The sequence below is a fragment of the Pseudomonas sp. P110(2024) genome (assembly GCF_057480795.1).
The window spans coordinates 223,237-239,108 of sequence record NZ_JBLIYT010000009.1; the positions used below are offsets into that span (position 1 = coordinate 223,237).

A 15,872-nucleotide genomic window follows, 5' to 3' on the forward strand; every position below is an offset into this window, starting at 1 on the left:
CGGTTGTCTCCGGGTCAGTGGGCGACGGCAGCGGCGCCGTGTTCGTCGATCAGCGCGCCGTTGTAGAAACGGTCGATGGAGAAAGGCGCGGCCAGCGGGTGCATCTCGCCCTTGGCCAGGCTCGCGGCGAACACGTTGCCCGAGCCCGGGGTGGCCTTGAAGCCGCCGGTGCCCCAGCCGCAGTTGAAGAACATGTTCTTCACCGGGGTCTTGGAGATGATCGGGCAGGCATCGGGGGTGGTGTCGACGATGCCGCCCCACTGGCGGTTCATGCGCACCCGGGAGAGGATCGGGAACATCTCGACGATCGCCTGCAGGGTGTGCTCGATGATTGGGTAGGAGCCGCGCTGGCCGTAGCCGACCCAGCCGTCGATACCGGCGCCGATCACCAGGTCGCCCTTGTCGGACTGGCTGATGTAGCCGTGCACGGCGTTGGACATGATCACGCTGTCGATGATCGGTTTGATCGGCTCCGATACCAGTGCCTGCAGCGGGTGCGACTCCAGCGGCAGGCGGAAACCGGCCAGCTTGGCCATGTGCCCGGAGTTACCAGCGGTGACCACGCCGACGCGCTTGGCGCCGATGAAGCCCTTGTTGGTTTCGACACCGATCACGGCGCCATTCTCTTTACGGAAGCCAATCACCTCGGTCTGCTGGATCAGGTCCACGCCCAGGGCGTCGGCGGCACGGGCGAAGCCCCAGGCCACGGCATCGTGACGGGCCACGCCGCCACGGCGCTGTACGGTGGCACCGAGGATCGGGTAGCGGGTGTTCTTCGAGCAGTCCAGGTACGGGATCTCGGCCGCCACCTGCTCGGTGCGGATCAGCTCGCCGTCCACGCCATTGAGGCGGTTGGCGTTGACCCGACGCTCGGAGTCGCGGATGTCCTGCAGGGTGTGGCACAGGTTGTAGACGCCGCGCTGGGAGAACATCACGTTGTAGTTGATGTCCTGCGACAGCCCCTCCCACAGTTTCATGGCGTGTTCATACAGGTGCGCCGACTCGTCCCACAGGTAGTTGGAACGCACGATGGTGGTGTTGCGGGCGGTGTTGCCGCCGCCCAGGTAGCCCTTCTCGACCACCGCCACGTTGGTGATGCCGTGTTCCTTGGCCAGGTAGTAGGCAGTCGCCAGGCCATGGCCGCCACCGCCAACGATGACCACGTCGTAGACCTTCTTCGGCGTCGGCGTGCGCCACATGCGCTGCCAGTTCTCGTGGTGGCTGAGGGAGTGCTTGAAGAGGCCGAAGCCTGAATAACGTTGCATGGTGTTCTGCTCCACTCAGCGGTAGACCGGGAAGTCGGCGCACAGGGCGGCGACGTTCTTGGCCACATCGGCCTCGACATCGGCGTCGCCCAGGTTGTCCAGCACATCGCAGATCCAGCCGGCCAGCGCCACGCACTGGGCGACCTTGAAGCCGCGGGTGGTGACGGCCGGGGTGCCGATGCGCAGGCCCGAGGTGACGAACGGCGACTGCGGGTCGTTGGGCACGGCGTTCTTGTTGACGGTGATATGAGCGCGGCCAAGGGCGGCGTCGGCGTCCTTGCCGGTCAGGCCCTGACGAATCAGGCTGACCAGGAACAGGTGGTTGTCGGTGCCGCCGGAGACCACGTCGTAGCCGCGGTCGATGAACACCTGGGCCATGGCCTGAGCGTTTTCGATGACCTGTTTCTGGTAGCTCTTGAACTCAGGCTCCAGCGCTTCCTTGAAGCACACCGCCTTGGCGGCGATCACGTGCATCAGCGGGCCACCCTGGGCGCCGGGGAACACGGCGGCGTTGAGCTTCTTCTCGATCTCTTCGTTGCTCTTGGCCAGGATCAGGCCACCACGCGGGCCGCGCAGGGTCTTGTGGGTGGTGGTGGTGACGACATCGGCGAAGGGGATCGGGTTCGGGTACAGGCCGGCGGCGACCAGGCCCGCGACGTGGGCCATGTCGACGAACAGCAGCGCCCCGACTTTGTCGGCGATCTGGCGGAAACGTGGGAAATCGAGGGTCTTCGAGTAGGCCGAGAAACCGGCGACGATCATCTTCGGCTTGTGCTCGACGGCCAGGCGCTCGACTTCGTCGTAGTCGATCAGGCCGGTGGTGGTGTCGATGCCGTACTGCACGGCGTTGTACAGCTTGCCCGAGGACGACACCTTGGCACCGTGGGTCAGGTGGCCGCCATGGGCCAGGCTCATGCCCAGGATGGTATCGCCGGCTTGCAGCAGAGCTAGGTATACGGCGCCGTTGGCCGAGGAGCCGGAGTGCGGCTGGACGTTGGCGTAGTCGGCGCCGAACAGCTGCTTGGCGCGCTCGATGGCCAGCGCCTCGACCTTGTCGACGTGCTCGCAGCCGCCGTAGTAGCGCTTGCCCGGGTAGCCCTCGGCGTACTTGTTGGTCAGGCCGCTGCCCTGGGCCTGCATCACGCGCTTGCTGGTGTAGTTCTCCGAGGCGATCAGCTCGATGTGATCTTCCTGGCGCTGTTCCTCGGCATTCATCGCCGCCAGCAGTGCGTCGTCATAACCCTGGATCTGGTCTTGCTTGCTGAACATCGTGTATCTCCCGGCAGCGATCGTTTCTTGTCTGGTGAGGGTTTTCCCACCCTTTGCAGCGATGGTATGGCCGGGCACCGGGGCACAGATGCCTGCGCGCGCCTTGCAATGGCGCGTTTACGACATTGTTCAAGGCGCTGAGGAAAGTTGCGTGGGAGCGGCGGTGCGCCGCTTCTCCCAAGAGACCGCATCCGGCTCAAACAGCCTGTATAGGCAACCGCCAAATCGATGGTTTAGAGTGCGTTCCTGCGTCGTACAAAAGGACAGGCGTCATGATCGACAACAACCAACAATTCGCCAGCGACAACTACTCCGGCATCTGCCCCGAAGCCTGGGCCGCGATGGAAAAGGCCAACCAGGGCCACGAACGCGCCTATGGCGACGACCAGTGGACCGAACGCGCCTCGGAATACTTCCGCAAGCTGTTCGAGACCGACTGCGAGGTGTTCTTCGCCTTCAACGGCACCGCCGCCAACTCCCTGGCCCTGGCCTCGCTGTGCCAGAGCTACCACAGCGTTATCTGCTCCGAGACCGCCCACGTCGAGACCGACGAATGCGGCGCGCCGGAGTTCTTCTCCAACGGCTCCAAGCTGCTGACCGCCGCCAGCGTCAACGGCAAGCTGACGCCCCAGTCGATCCGCGAAGTGGCGCTCAAGCGCCAGGACATCCACTACCCCAAGCCCCGCGTGGTGACCATCACCCAGGCCACCGAAGTGGGCACGGTGTATCGCCCCGACGAGCTCAAGGCGATCAGCGCCACCTGCAAGGAACTGGGCCTGAACCTGCACATGGACGGCGCACGGTTCACCAATGCCTGCGCGTTCCTCGGCTGTTCGCCGGCCGAACTGACCTGGAAGGCCGGGGTCGATGTGCTGTGCTTCGGCGGCACCAAGAACGGCATGGCGGTGGGCGAGGCGATCCTGTTCTTCAACCGCGCCCTGGCCGAGGACTTCGACTACCGCTGCAAGCAGGCCGGGCAGTTGGCATCGAAGATGCGTTTCCTGTCGGCGCCATGGGTTGGTCTGCTAGAAGACGGCGCGTGGATGCGTCATGGCAAGCATGCCAACCACTGCGCGCAGCTGCTGGCATCGCTGGTGAGCGATTTGCCGGAGGTGGAGCTGATGTTCCCGGTGGAGGCCAACGGCGTGTTCCTGCAGATGCCGGAGCATGCGCTGGAAGTGCTGCGCAACAAGGGGTGGCGGTTCTATACCTTCATTGGCAGCGGTGGGGCGCGGTTCATGTGTTCGTGGGATACCCAGGAAGCCCGGGTGCGTGAACTGGCGGCGGACATCCGCGCCATCTTTGCTGCCTGATATATCGTCATCACGGGGCAAGCCCGCTCCCACGAGCATTCCAAGCCTCTTGTGGGAGCGGGCTTGCCCCGCGATCAGCTAGAGGCGGAACCCACCCATCTGCCGCGCCAGGTCATCGGCCAGCCCACGCAACGCCTGGCACTCCTCGCGACACCCTTGCACTTCGCTGGCCGTCTGCCGCGCCAGGTCGGAAATCCCCTGCACCGTCCGGTTGATCTCCTCGGTCACCGCCGACTGTTCCTCGGTGGCGGTGGCCACCTGCTCGTTCATGCCGCTGATGCGCTCGACCTGATCGGTGATCGCACCGAGCGAGGTGCCGGTGCGCTGGCTTGACTCGACGCCGTTGCCGGTCGCCTGCTGCCCCGCCTGCATCGACGCCACGGCGGTGCCCGCGCCCTGCTTGAGGCGGTGGATCATCTGCTGCACCTCGTCGGTGGATACCTGGGTCCGCCGCGCCAGGGTCCGCACCTCATCGGCCACCACGGCGAACCCCCGGCCCATCTCACCGGCCCGTGCCGCTTCGATGGCGGCGTTAAGCGCCAGCAGGTTGGTCTGCTCGGAAATGCTGCGGATCACCGCCAGCACTTCGTCGATCGAGGCGACTTCGTCGGCCAGCTGCGTCACCGCCTCGGCGGCGCGGCCGATCTCCCCGGACATGCCTTCGATGTTGTGGATGGAACGGCGCACCACCTCCCGCGCCTGCAGCGCCTCGTCGCGCGCCGACTGCGAGGCATGGGCGGCGGAGCCGGCATTCTGGGCGATATCCTGCACGGTCAGGCCCATTTCGTGCACGGCGGTGGCGACCATCTCGGTCATTTCCTGCTGACGGCCCGAGCGCTCTGCGGTGTTGTCCACCACCAGGGTCACCTGCTCCACCGACCGGTGCAGGCGTTCGGTCGTACGCAGCACCTCGCCGATCAGACCGCGCTGGCTGTCGAGGAAGCGGTTGAAGCCACGGGCCAGGTCGCCCAGCTCGTCCTGGCGCGAGTCGTCCAGGCGATGGCTGAGGTCTCCCGCGCCACCGCCGATCTGCACCAATGCGGCGGTGACCTGGCGAATGGGCCGGACCAACCCGCGTGCCAACAGTACCACCAGCAACAGCGAAAGCAGCGCCACGCCGCCGCCGATCAGGCAGGTCTGCCAGATGGCCTGGCGGGCCTGGGCGTAGATCTCGGCTTCCGGCACCTCGGCTACCAGGGTCCAGTTCAGGTCTCGCAGGGGCAGGCCGAGGGCCAGGTAGTCCTTGCCATCACGCTGGAAACGGCTGCTGCGCAGGCCTTCACCGCCCACCAGCACGGCCTTGGCCGCCTCGACGTCCAGCTGCTCGGCAAGCTGGCGCTTGCCGCTGAACTGCTGGTCGGGATGGACCTGGATCAAGCCGTCATTGCGCACCAGGAACACTTTGCCGTGCTCGCCGAAACTGAAGTCGTGGATCAGCTTCGACAGCTCGGTCATGCGCAGCCCCATACCGGCCACGCCGACCAGCTGGCCGTCCTTCTCGACCCGATAGTCGATGAACAGCGCCAGCTCGCCGGTGGAGCCGTCGATATCGATATTGATGAAGCGTTCGGCACCACTGTCGATGTAGCCGTAGAACCACTTGTCCTTGGGATTGGCGCGGCTGAGCGTGCGGTCCAGCCCCTTCTCGTTGTAGTAGTGGCCGGTGACAGTCGAGGCGAACAGAGTGGTGAAGGCGTGGTTGCGCTGCTTGGCCGCCTCCAGGTATTCGATGAAGCGCGGCAGCTCGGCCGGGGCCTCACCGGCGGCCAGCCAGTCGCGCAGGAGCGTGTTGCCGGCAATGTCCGCCGCCGCCACCAGCGGCTGACCGAGCATGCGCTCGATATCGTTGCGAATGGCTTCGACGCTGGCCGGCAACGCCGTGTCCACCAGGTAGCGCTCGGTCAAGCGGTTGAGCGCCATCGTATAGATCGCCACCACCACCAGGATGCTCGCCAGCAGGGCGGCGCCCATGCTTGCGATCAGTTGCCACTGGATACTCCGCCGCCAGATGCGCATGTTCCACTCCCCGTTAATTATTGTTTTTCGGGAAGTGTATACACTTAAGTATCCAGTTGTTCCAGTGATCCGCGACACAACGGCCGCCCTAGTCGCGGGGCAAGCCTGCTACCAGTCGCCGCGCGATGGCGTCAGTCAGACGTCGGAGACGGCCTTGCTGATGGCATCGACCGTGGCGTCGATCTGCGCCTGGGTGCGCTCGAGGGTGCGGTCGTGCTCGCGCTGCAGTTCGATCTGCTTGGAGCACAAATTCAGGGCGGCCAGCACCAGCAGCTTGTCGCCGATCAGGGTCGGATAGTTGCGCTTGGTTTCGGCCAGGGCGACGTTGAGCATGCGCACGGCCTGGGAGAGGGTTTCTTCCTGGCCTTCGGGCGCCTTGAGCGAGTAGTCGTTACCCAGGATCGACACGACATTGACCGGCTGCGCTTGCAGTCTCATGCGTTCACGACACCCGCGCTGGCGCGCTCGACCAGGGCCTGGATGCGGGCGGCGGTGGCGCCGTGCTTCTCTTCCTGCTCCATCAGCGACAACTGCAGGCTGTCATTCTCTTCCTTGGCCTGGGCCAGTTCCTGGCCGAGGCTGGCGTTTTGCTCGGCCAGTTGCGCGTTCTTGTGCATCAGGTCGCTGACCAGTTGCTCGAGTTGATTCAGGGAAGTTTCCAACATGCGTCTATCTCGGTTGTTGCAAAGGGCGCACACGATAAGGAAAAACTGCCGCCCCCGCCATTAAATATCGGATTCAAAAGGTGTTTGCCGGGTTCAGGTTGACCCAGGATCGGCTCCCTTGTTCCGACCTGGATCAACCGCTGGTCAGGAAAATAGTTAGCTGCCTCACAATTTTTGCCTGACGGACTCAAGACTGGCCGGTCACGACCGATAGGCAGGCAGGTCCTCTTCCGTCGCATGGATCGCGGCACCTCTTCTGCCTTGGGAACTGCCTCCATGTCCTTACGCAATATGAATATCGCGCCGCGCGCGCTGCTCGGGTTCGCCGTGATCGGCCTGCTTATGCTGGGCCTCGGCGTGTTCTCGCTGATCCAGATGGGCAACATCCGCCAGGCCGGCGTGACCATCGAGGAGATCAGCGTGCCCAGCATCAAGACCCTCGACGAGCTGACCGCGCTCAACCTGCGCCTGCGCACCCTGTCCTACCGCCTGCTGCTCAACCGCGAACCGGCCACCCAACAGGACACCCTGCGCCTGCTGGACGAGCGCAACGCACAGATCGACAAGGCCCGCCGCGCCTACGAGCCGCTGGTGACCGCCGCCGACGAGAAGGCCGCCTTCGACCAGTACGGCCTGCTGCTCAACCAGTACCGCCAGCTCGAGGCGCGCATGCGCACGCTGAGCCAGGCCGGCGATCTGGACGCCCTGCGCGACCTGCTCAACCGCGACCTGCTGGACAACTCCGAACAGATCAACAAGATCATGGACACCCTGGTGCGCATCAACACTGACCAGACCAGCGCCACCAATGCCCAGGCCGCCGACCAGTACAGCGGCGCCTTCGCCCTGGTGATCAGCCTGCTGGTGGCCGCCACGGTGCTGACCCTGCTGTTCGCCTTCCTGCTTACCCGCAGTATCGTCAAGCCCATCGACGAAGCGCTGCAGGCCGCCGAGCAGATCGCCGAGGGCGACCTGACCCACAGCATTCACGCCGAAGGCACCGACGAGGCGGCGCGGCTGCTCAAGGCCATGGCCAAGATGCAGGACAAGCTGCGCGACACCCTGCAGCTGATCGCCGGCTCCGCCACCCAGCTGGCCTCCGCCGCCGAGGAGTTGAACAGCGTCACCGACGAAAGCGCCCGTGGCCTGCAGCAGCAGAACAACGAGATCGAGCAGGCCGCCACTGCCGTCACCGAGATGACCAGCGCGGTCGAGGAAGTGGCGCGCAACGCGGTAAGCACCTCCGAGGCCTCCAGCGAAGCCAGCCGTTCGGCCGGCGATGGCCGCGACCTGGTGATGGAGACCGTGGGCGCCATCGAACGCATGAGCGGCGACGTACAGTCCACCGCCAAGCTGATCACCCACCTGGCCGAGCAGTCCCGCGATATCGGCAAGGTGCTCGACGTGATCCGCGGCCTGGCCGACCAGACCAACCTGCTGGCGCTCAACGCCGCCATCGAGGCCGCCCGCGCCGGCGAGGCCGGTCGTGGCTTCGCCGTGGTCGCCGACGAGGTGCGCGCACTGGCACATCGCACCCAGCAGTCCACCAGCGAGATCGAGCGGATGATCGGCAGCATCCAGGGCGGCACCGAGCAGGCCGTGGACTCGATGCGCACCAGCACCGAGCGCGCCGAGTCAACCCTGAACATCGCCCGTGGCGCGGGCCTGGCGTTGGACACCATCGCCGGTGCGGTGGCGCAGATCAACGAGCGCAACCTGGTGATTGCCAGTGCGGCGGAAGAACAGGCTCAGGTCGCCCGCGAGGTGGACCGCAACCTGGTGAACATCAACGACCTGTCGGTGCAGAGCGCTACCGGGGCACATCAGACCAGCGCGGCGAGTGCCGAGCTGTCGCGCCTGGCGGTTGACTTGAACGGCCTGGTGGCCCGCTTCCGTACCTGACCTTTACAGCCATAGCGAGGCAAGCCCGCGATTAACTGCCTCTAACCCAATGGCATCAGGTAGAGGCCCTGATGCCATTCATGGATCCACCCAGTGACACAATTTCGTGGTCAACCGTGGATACCTGAACGCTGGAAGCTCCATCGGTTGTCGACGGCGTACTTGTTTCTCTGCGCAGGCCCAGCACTGCCCTTACATTGGTGCTGACACTTTCCTTGACATACTGCCAGAGCTCCGCTCGGTTCTCCCAGACCGCCTTGGCAATCCGAGTTCCTGCTCCCGCTGCCAGCAGTGCGGTCCCGGCATTGGCAACATAGGTTGCCGCCCCCACCCCGGCCAACCCCAACCCTGCTGCCACCACACTGGTGGCGGAACCAGCCAGGGCAACCCGTGTGGCGTTCACCGCCAACGCCCCCTTGGGCTCTGGCCCCAACAACAACGCCAGCGGCGAGGCGGTATGCAATGCGATGGTCCCGGAGCGCTGAATGATCTGCGAGACCAAGGCAGAGTATCCGCCAGTCGGGTCAAGCCGGTTCACCGGATCTCCCGCACAATACATGTACATGTTGATGCCGCCCTTGTCGAACGGACTCAACGTGTCAGGTTCTTGGAACCGCATCAAGGCAGGACTGTACCGACGGTGCCCATTGCCTAATGGATAGCGATCCATCCGGGCGTCACGAGGCTGTCCACAGAAACCTGTCATCGGGCTGATCGGTGACGTTAACGCCCCATAGGCGGTAAAGCCCCGATCGGAAAAACCAATGCCGCCAAGGGGGGTGTTCTGCTTGTCGCAGGCAAACAAGTAGGTAGGCATTGTCCACAATCCTTCGCCGTGAATTCCATCCGAAGATTGGCAGCGATGCGGCGCTAGTGGAACTGGCAAAATTATCAGGCACCCCATGTAACCCGGGCCGCTTTGCGGCCCCTGCGAATGTAGATCAATACTCGATCCGCACATCCCCCTTCGGCACGCTGCAGCACGACAGGATGTAACCCTCGGCCTCATCCTCCTCGGTGATCCCGCCGTTGTGCTCCATCTCCACCTCGCCGCCGAGCTTGAGTACCTTGCAGGTGCCGCAGATCCCCATGCCGCAGGCCTTGGGGATCATCAGCCCGACCTTGGCCGCCGCCGCATGCACGGTCTCGCCAGGGGCCACGCGGATGCTCTTGTCGCTACCGACGAACTCCACCAGGTTGAGGTCGGCCACATCCACTTCCGGCGCATCGGCAGCCGCTTCGGCATGCTCCACCGCGTCGGCCTTCGCCTCAGGCGGCGTCGCACCGAACGATTCCTCGTGATAATTCTTCATGTCGAAGCCGACCGCCTCGAGCATGCGCTTGACCGCGTTCATGTAGGGCGTCGGCCCGCAGCAGAAGATCACGCGCTCCAGGTAGTCCGGGGCAATCAGTTCCATCAGCCGCTGGTTCAGGTAACCGCGGTAACCGGCCCAGGGCTCACCCAACCCATGCTTTTCGCAGATGATGTGCAGGCTGAAATTGGGGATGCGCGAGGCCATCTGCTCCAGCTCGCGATGGTAGATGATGTCTTTCGGCGAGCGGGCGCTGTGCACGAACACCATGTCGACATTGGCGTTGGTGTCGTAGAACCAGCGGGCCATGGACATCACCGGGGTGATGCCGACGCCGCCGGACAGGTAAAGCGTCTTGCCCGCGGGGAAGTCGATGGCGTTGAACAACCCCACCGGCCCGTGCACCGGCAGTTCAGCGCCTTCATGCATGGTGTCGTGGAGGAAGTTGGACACCAGCCCACCCGGCACGCGCTTGACGGTGATGGAGAAGCTGTAGGGCACCGACGGCGAGCTGGAGATGGTGTACGAACGCATCACAGGCTTACCTTCGATCTCCAGTTCCAGGGTGACGAACTGCCCGGGCTTGAAGAAGAACATGATCGGCTGGTCGGCCATGAAGCAGAAGGTGCGCACGTCCCAGGTTTCCTGGATGACCTTGACGCAGCGCACGATGTGGCGGCCATTGGCCCAGGTCTGGGTGGTAACCGGATTGAGGAAGGTATCGGACATGTTCATCTCCAGCAGCCGACTGTCGGCCATTCTCATGGCTCCGATAATGCGCAAGCGCACCGCGCCGTACATTCCCATCCGCGACATCGGCGTGCTCATCGCGACCAGCCCCGCGCTACAAGGGTTGGCGCGTCGGAATTCGATGCGGCCATGTCGCCCGTGGATATGGTCATTTCCCGGCCCGGACGCACACTCCTCGGCAAAACAACAGGTTGTTTATCGCTAACAACAGCCTTGCGGCACTACAACAACGATTAGCCACTTCAGCCGGCCGCGCGCGGCCACGAGGACCACACGATGGACGTCACCGCAACCCTGAGCCTGGGCGATCCACTGGAACCTGCACGCAAGGCCACCGCCGAAATGCTGCAGACCCGCGAGCGCACCTACTCGCTGCCGCAGCCGTTCTACTGCGACGAGCGCTTGTTCCAGATCGACATGCAGGAGATCTTCCACAAGGAGTGGCTGATCGCCGGCATGGTTTGCGAGATCCCGACCAAGGGCAACTACATCACCCTGCAGATCGGCAAGAACCCGATCATCGTGATACGCGGCGCCGAAGGTAAGGTGCATGCCTTCCACAACGTCTGCCGCCACCGCGGCTCGCGCCTGTGCGTCAGCGACAAAGGCAAGGTGGCCAAGCTGGTCTGCCACTACCACCAGTGGACCTATGAGCTCGATGGCCGCCTGCTGTTCGCCGGCACCGAGATGGGCGCCGACTTCGACATGAACCAGTACGGCCTCAAACCGGTGAACGTGAAGGTGGCCGGTGGCTACATCTTCATCAGCCTGGCCGAGAACCCGCCAGCCATCGACGAGTTCCTCGCCACCCTCGACCACTACATGGAACCGTACGACATGGAGAACACCAAGGTGGCGGTGCAGACCACCTTGATGGAGAAGGCCAACTGGAAACTGGTGCTGGAGAACAACCGCGAGTGCTACCACTGCAGTGGCTCACACCCCGAATTGCTGAAGACCCTGCTGGAATGGGACGACACCAACGACCCGCGCGCCAGCCAGGAATTCAAGGACCACGTGGCCGCCTCGGCCGCCGCCTGGGAAGCCGAGGGGATTCCGTACCTGCACAAGAGCCATGGCCTGCGTAACCGCATCGTGCGCATGCCACTGCTCAAGGGCACCGTGTCGATGACCATGGACGGCAAGCAGGCCTGCCAGAAGCTGATGGGCCGTATCAAGAATCCGGACCTAGGCTCAATGCGCATCCTGCACCTGCCGCATTCGTGGAACCACTGCATGGGCGACCATATGATCGTGTTCACCGTGTGGCCGATCAGCGCGCAGGAGACCATGGTCACCACCAAGTGGCTGGTGCACAAGGATGCGGTCGAGGGGGTTGATTACAACCCAGAGGAGATGCGCAAAGTATGGGATGCCACCAACGACCAGGATCGTCGGTTGGCGGAGGAGAACCAGCGGGGGATCAATTCTACCGCTTACCAGCCTGGCCCGTACTCCAAGACCTATGAGTTCGGGGTGGTGAACTTTATTGACTGGTACAGCCAACGCTTGCTTAACAATCTTGGTGCCGAGCCGGCGCCTTATCTAAAGGAAGTCATTTCTCAGTAACCCCAGGCCCTACGTGCTGCCTAGTACTGAACCAGCGGCAGGTAGGGCATTCCACCTTCATCATGCGAAGATGCGGCTATAGCCCTGTCATCACTGGGATGGGGTGTAACGACTGCGGCAAGTTCCTCTTGCCAGATCAAACATCGCCTTTTACAGCCTGTTCAGTAGATCATCATTTTGCTCGGCCTGCCTCAACATATCGGCCTCATGACGCACATCGACTCGCCTATTTTTTTGTACCATTTTATAAATGTCTACACTTGCGATGAGAATCTCGATACCTGTCGCACCCAGACTTAAAACTGCGGCAGCGCCTTTCAAATTGTCGGCGGCACTCATTAGTCGATCGTAACTATCCTGCTCTTTTGGCGTCGTAGGGCCTGGTAGATTGCTTATAAGCTCAGACATCGCTGACAACGCCACTGCAGCCCCCTTGAAAGCGTAGGAAACATACTCGCCAACTTTTCTCGGTTCATACCACCCCTCCTCTGAACCGGTGATATAGCGCTTTACAAGCTTCTGACCAACATAAATTCCTTCCATGAATATTTTTACCGTCACGAGATTGTTCTTCGCGACGGTATAAAGCCATCGACCATTAGGATCGACATGATTTATGGGGTCGAGCGCGCAATAGGCATAAGCATTTATCCCCCCTTGGGAAAAAGGGCTTAATGCATCTGGAGAATGGAAGCGCATCAACCAGGGGTTATAGAAGCGGTGTCCGTTCCCGAGCGCATACGCCCCCTGGCCACGCTCACATAACTGACCTGTGAAACCCATCAGCGAAAAATATGCCTGCCTGTAGCCAAACGGCGTGTACCCACGACCCGAATTGAGATTCAAGGCACTCTTCTGCCTGTCAACTTCTAGAAGTACAGTAGCCTGTCTCATGGTGTGTCACCTGCCTGGGTAGACAAAATAATGCTCTTTTACTTGGCGAGGAGCTCCTGGATCATGGTGAACTGAAGAGCTAGAGGATTGACGAACCTGCACAGAAATTAGTGCGAGTGTGGGCGAAGTAGGCTGACTAGCTTGTGACTCTGACTCCGATGACGTCGCTGATGTTGACTGCGAAAGCTTGGCGCTTTCATTATTAACTGTTACAAGAGACTTCTCGACCTCATGCCTTTTCAGCTGTAATTGCACCATCGACTCCCGAAGGCTTTTCTCTGCGGAACTTGGCGCTCCACGCGACGGGCTACTCCTCAACAACCTTCCGCTTTTTTCAAGCTGTTCATCCAAGATACTTATTTCTTTTGTCAATTCTTTAGCCAGGCTTGCCAATGAAGCCAGTTGGAATTCAGATAGTGATATTTTTCGAGCAGGTTTCCGCACCCTCCCAGAGTCATCTCGATAATTGACTGGATCACCCTGACAGTACGCATAAGCATTTACTCCACCTCGCCCAAATGGACTCACCTGGTCGGCAGAATAAAAACGCATCAGCATGGGGCTGTATACACGATAACCATTTCCAAGCAGATACCCCCCCAAACAGCCGTCTCGCACTACTCCATCAAAACCCGTCAAGGTACCAGCGACTATTACCGGAGACGCGCCATATACCGTATAAGCAATGAACCGAGATCCGTCTCTAAGCATGGCGGCCAGGGCACTGTACTGAAGATCCGTCTGCAACAATGATGATGAAACGCTCATAGTCGGTACCTCGACAGGTCGAAACAGCACGAATACCCCGTAGTTGCGCCGAAGCCGAATACTATCTAGCCAGGTGACTAATCAGCTTCGTATTAGCGATCCAGCAGAACTAGTAAGAGGATGCACGCTACCCGAACTCGACGAGCCTGGACTTGTGCCTAGGAGGTTTACCACGCTGTCCTGCTTGAATGTGCTAAGCACTACTTTATTTTCTTGGGTCAACTCCTTCATTTCGATTTCTCTTGCATGTCGAGTCCGGAAACTTTCGCGGGTATAACTGGCCACCTTTCCACCGACTTCCCGAACTTTTTCAAGGCTTAACGTACCGCCTTTCAGCAGATCACTCATAAATAAATATGCAGTCGTTCCAACTCCATTTATCGCCGTTGTCCAGTTAGCATAATCATCACCCAACGGATCGCCGTGATACTGCAACAGAGCACCATACATACCTACACCGCCAACTGCTGCTGTGGCGAGCGTGACAACGGTATCTTTAGCCGATGGCAGTGTTCTATTGTAGAGACTACTGACTACCATTTTACCTGCCGTATAGAGTGCCGGCGCGTTCCCCATCACTGTCGCCTTGTATCCAGGGAAATTGCCACTTGGGTCGGTCATGTTGACAGGGTCACCTTTGCAGTACGCATAGGGGTTCAGGCCTCCGGCAGCAAATGGGCTTAGTGCATCGGGTGAATGGAAGCGCATCAGCTGAGGGTTGTAGGACCTGCGGCCATTGCCCAGCAGATAGCTGCCTGAGATTGGCTCACGAAACTGGCCTGAGAAGCCTGTGCATGCGAAACCCGTTCGCGAAGAACGGTCACCGTAGGGGGTATAGGAGACAGGCGCACTCCCTGACGTCCCCCGTACAAGGCTAGGACTAAGTAGATGGTCTGTGACCAACAGCTTTGCCGTGAACATAGATAAGCCCCTGTCTGACCTGGCAGCAACACTACCACCGCCTGTCAGGGAGCGTTAACTAGCAAAATTACCAGGGTCATGCAGCCCGCCTGGTAAAGTGGGTCCTCTTTTCAACAACTCACAGGCACAGCTTCGCCTGGCTGCTTCCGACCATTGATGAACAAAAAATAGTCACTCCTCCACAGTCCAATGAGTCCGGTGCTTGCAGCCTTGCACAAACAACTTGTCCACAGAGACATGAACAAGCTTTGTTGACAACCCCCTCCAATCAAGGTCTGTGCATATGTCTGTGCATATCTCATATCAATCCCAGTTCGCTATAGCTTCCATGATGAATGGAGATGCCAGTGCTCAGAAATTGAACAAACCTGCAGACACATTGATTGACAAGGGCTTCAGCGGTATTCGAACAGTTTATCCACAGCGTGACCAACAGTGAATGTGGGCAAAATCAGCGTAGTACCCCCTCCTCTACCAGCAGCTTGAGAATAGCCTCGGCGCCTTCCTGTGGAGATACATCCTTGAGCACCTTGCCCCCCCCGCCACTGGCCTTGGCCGTGGCGGCCTTCATGCGGTCGGCGCCGCTCTTGGCCTTGATCACCTTGAGCCGCTTGGGCCGTGGCCTGGCCGGTTGCAGGGCATCCTCGGCCAGCAACGAATCCTCAATCACTGCCACATTGCGCGCCGCCAATACACCACGCCGGGCCGGGCCGAACGCCGATTGTCGAGGCTTGGGCGCAGCGTTATCCACAGTCGCCAGCAATGGCAGGCGCACCTTCAGGCGACGCCGCTGACCCCTTGGCAGAGCCTGCAACACCTGGGCGGTACCGTTGTCGATGGACTCGACCTCGGCCAACCCCACCACCAGCGGCCAGCCCAGCTTCTCGGCCAGCAGGAACGGCAGCATGCCCGAGCCTTCGCCGGTTTCGGCCTGGCTGCCGGTCAGCACCAGCTGGGCACCCGCGTCGCGCAGATAATCGCCGAGCACGCCCAATACATCGGCGCCGGCGGGTTGTTCCAGCACATCCAGATGATCCAGCCCCATGCCCAGGTAGGCACGCAGTGCCTCTTCGCGAGGATCGCCGGCGTGCACCACCTGCAAGTTATCCCCAGCCAGTTGCAAGCCCAGTTCCACGGCACGGGCATCCTGCTCGGCGCGGCGGGCGCGGCCGGAGCTGGGGTGGGCGCCGATCGAGACCAGGCTGATGACTTTCGTACTCATGCTCG

At 61.5% G+C, this 15,872-nt stretch carries 15 protein-coding genes and 2 pseudogenes; 5 read left to right on the forward strand and 12 right to left on the reverse strand.

Annotated elements, in window-relative coordinates:
- Positions 1-14: 14 nt before the first annotated feature.
- Positions 15-1,265 carry a sarcosine oxidase subunit beta family protein gene (locus tag AC25ND_RS16285; RefSeq protein WP_011536148.1) on the reverse strand — a complete coding sequence of 417 codons (1,251 nt, stop codon included), beginning with the start codon at positions 1,263-1,265 and terminating at the stop codon, positions 15-17.
- Between the two features lie 15 nt (positions 1,266-1,280).
- Positions 1,281-2,534, reverse strand: coding sequence for a serine hydroxymethyltransferase (locus tag AC25ND_RS16290; RefSeq protein ID WP_028688436.1), 1,254 nt, complete (start codon positions 2,532-2,534; stop codon positions 1,281-1,283).
- A 272-nt stretch (positions 2,535-2,806) separates the two neighbouring features.
- Between AC25ND_RS16290 and AC25ND_RS16295 the strand changes: the two genes are divergently transcribed.
- Entirely contained in the window at positions 2,807-3,847 is a 1,041-nt protein-coding gene (locus AC25ND_RS16295) for a threonine aldolase family protein (protein WP_028688437.1), read from the forward strand.
- A 78-nt stretch (positions 3,848-3,925) separates the two neighbouring features.
- On the opposite strand, the gene AC25ND_RS16300 is transcribed toward AC25ND_RS16295, so the two are convergent.
- From AC25ND_RS16300 to AC25ND_RS16315, 4 genes and pseudogenes are all read right to left on the reverse strand, one after another.
- The gene (locus AC25ND_RS16300; RefSeq protein WP_372454740.1) at positions 3,926-4,663 is read right to left on the reverse strand and encodes a methyl-accepting chemotaxis protein; all 738 of its coding nucleotides are present in this window, start codon (positions 4,661-4,663) and stop codon (positions 3,926-3,928) included.
- A gap of 126 nt (positions 4,664-4,789) precedes the next feature.
- A pseudogene (locus tag AC25ND_RS16305) lies at positions 4,790-5,863 on the reverse strand (HAMP domain-containing protein); the annotation flags it as partial.
- A 135-nt stretch (positions 5,864-5,998) separates the two neighbouring features.
- Positions 5,999-6,301: a cell division protein ZapA gene (locus AC25ND_RS16310; protein WP_028688439.1), complete on the reverse strand. Its 303-nt coding sequence runs from the start codon at positions 6,299-6,301 to the stop codon at positions 5,999-6,001.
- Positions 6,298-6,528, reverse strand: a complete 231-nt coding sequence (locus AC25ND_RS16315) for a hypothetical protein (RefSeq protein WP_028688440.1) — start codon at positions 6,526-6,528, stop codon at positions 6,298-6,300. The genes AC25ND_RS16310 and AC25ND_RS16315 overlap by 4 nt, the downstream gene beginning before the upstream one ends.
- Before the next feature lie 291 nt (positions 6,529-6,819).
- Here AC25ND_RS16315 and AC25ND_RS16320 point away from each other — a divergent pair.
- Positions 6,820-7,575: pseudogene (locus AC25ND_RS16320) on the forward strand (MCP four helix bundle domain-containing protein); the annotation flags it as partial.
- A complete protein-coding gene (locus AC25ND_RS16325) occupies positions 7,567-8,430 on the forward strand; it encodes a methyl-accepting chemotaxis protein (RefSeq protein WP_372454741.1) in 864 nt (287 codons plus the stop codon). The pseudogene AC25ND_RS16320 and the gene AC25ND_RS16325, both read left to right, overlap by 9 nt.
- 55 nt (positions 8,431-8,485) lie before the next feature.
- Here the strand turns inward: AC25ND_RS16325 and AC25ND_RS16330 are convergent, their stop codons facing one another.
- Complete coding sequence (locus tag AC25ND_RS16330; RefSeq protein ID WP_238348069.1) at positions 8,486-9,247, reverse strand: RHS repeat-associated core domain-containing protein; 762 nt, start codon at positions 9,245-9,247, stop codon at positions 8,486-8,488.
- 124 nt (positions 9,248-9,371) lie between these two features.
- Entirely contained in the window at positions 9,372-10,472 is a 1,101-nt protein-coding gene (gene gbcB / locus AC25ND_RS16335) for a glycine-betaine demethylase subunit GbcB (protein ID WP_028688442.1), read from the reverse strand.
- Here gbcB and AC25ND_RS16340 point away from each other — a divergent pair.
- Positions 10,471-10,698 carry a protein GbcA gene (locus AC25ND_RS16340; protein ID WP_175406147.1) on the forward strand — a complete coding sequence of 76 codons (228 nt, stop codon included), beginning with the start codon at positions 10,471-10,473 and terminating at the stop codon, positions 10,696-10,698. The genes gbcB and AC25ND_RS16340 overlap by 2 nt on opposite strands.
- A 71-nt stretch (positions 10,699-10,769) precedes the next feature.
- Complete coding sequence (gene gbcA / locus AC25ND_RS16345) at positions 10,770-12,062, forward strand: glycine-betaine demethylase subunit GbcA (RefSeq protein ID WP_028688443.1); 1,293 nt, start codon at positions 10,770-10,772, stop codon at positions 12,060-12,062.
- A gap of 150 nt (positions 12,063-12,212) precedes the next feature.
- Here the strand turns inward: gbcA and AC25ND_RS16350 are convergent, their stop codons facing one another.
- The 4 genes from AC25ND_RS16350 to etfB all read right to left on the reverse strand — a co-directional run bounded on the left by AC25ND_RS16350 (position 12,213) and on the right by etfB (position 15,867).
- The gene (locus AC25ND_RS16350) at positions 12,213-12,956 is read right to left on the reverse strand and encodes an RHS repeat-associated core domain-containing protein (protein ID WP_082750398.1); all 744 of its coding nucleotides are present in this window, start codon (positions 12,954-12,956) and stop codon (positions 12,213-12,215) included.
- Positions 12,957-12,962: 6 nt separating this feature from the next.
- The gene (locus AC25ND_RS16355; RefSeq protein ID WP_083241987.1) at positions 12,963-13,724 is read right to left on the reverse strand and encodes an RHS repeat-associated core domain-containing protein; all 762 of its coding nucleotides are present in this window, start codon (positions 13,722-13,724) and stop codon (positions 12,963-12,965) included.
- An 81-nt stretch (positions 13,725-13,805) separates the two neighbouring features.
- The gene (locus AC25ND_RS16360) at positions 13,806-14,645 is read right to left on the reverse strand and encodes an RHS repeat-associated core domain-containing protein (protein ID WP_182321875.1); all 840 of its coding nucleotides are present in this window, start codon (positions 14,643-14,645) and stop codon (positions 13,806-13,808) included.
- A 451-nt stretch (positions 14,646-15,096) separates the two neighbouring features.
- Positions 15,097-15,867, reverse strand: a complete 771-nt coding sequence (gene etfB / locus AC25ND_RS16365) for an electron transfer flavoprotein subunit beta (RefSeq protein ID WP_028688444.1) — start codon at positions 15,865-15,867, stop codon at positions 15,097-15,099.
- Positions 15,868-15,872: the final 5 nt, after the last annotated feature.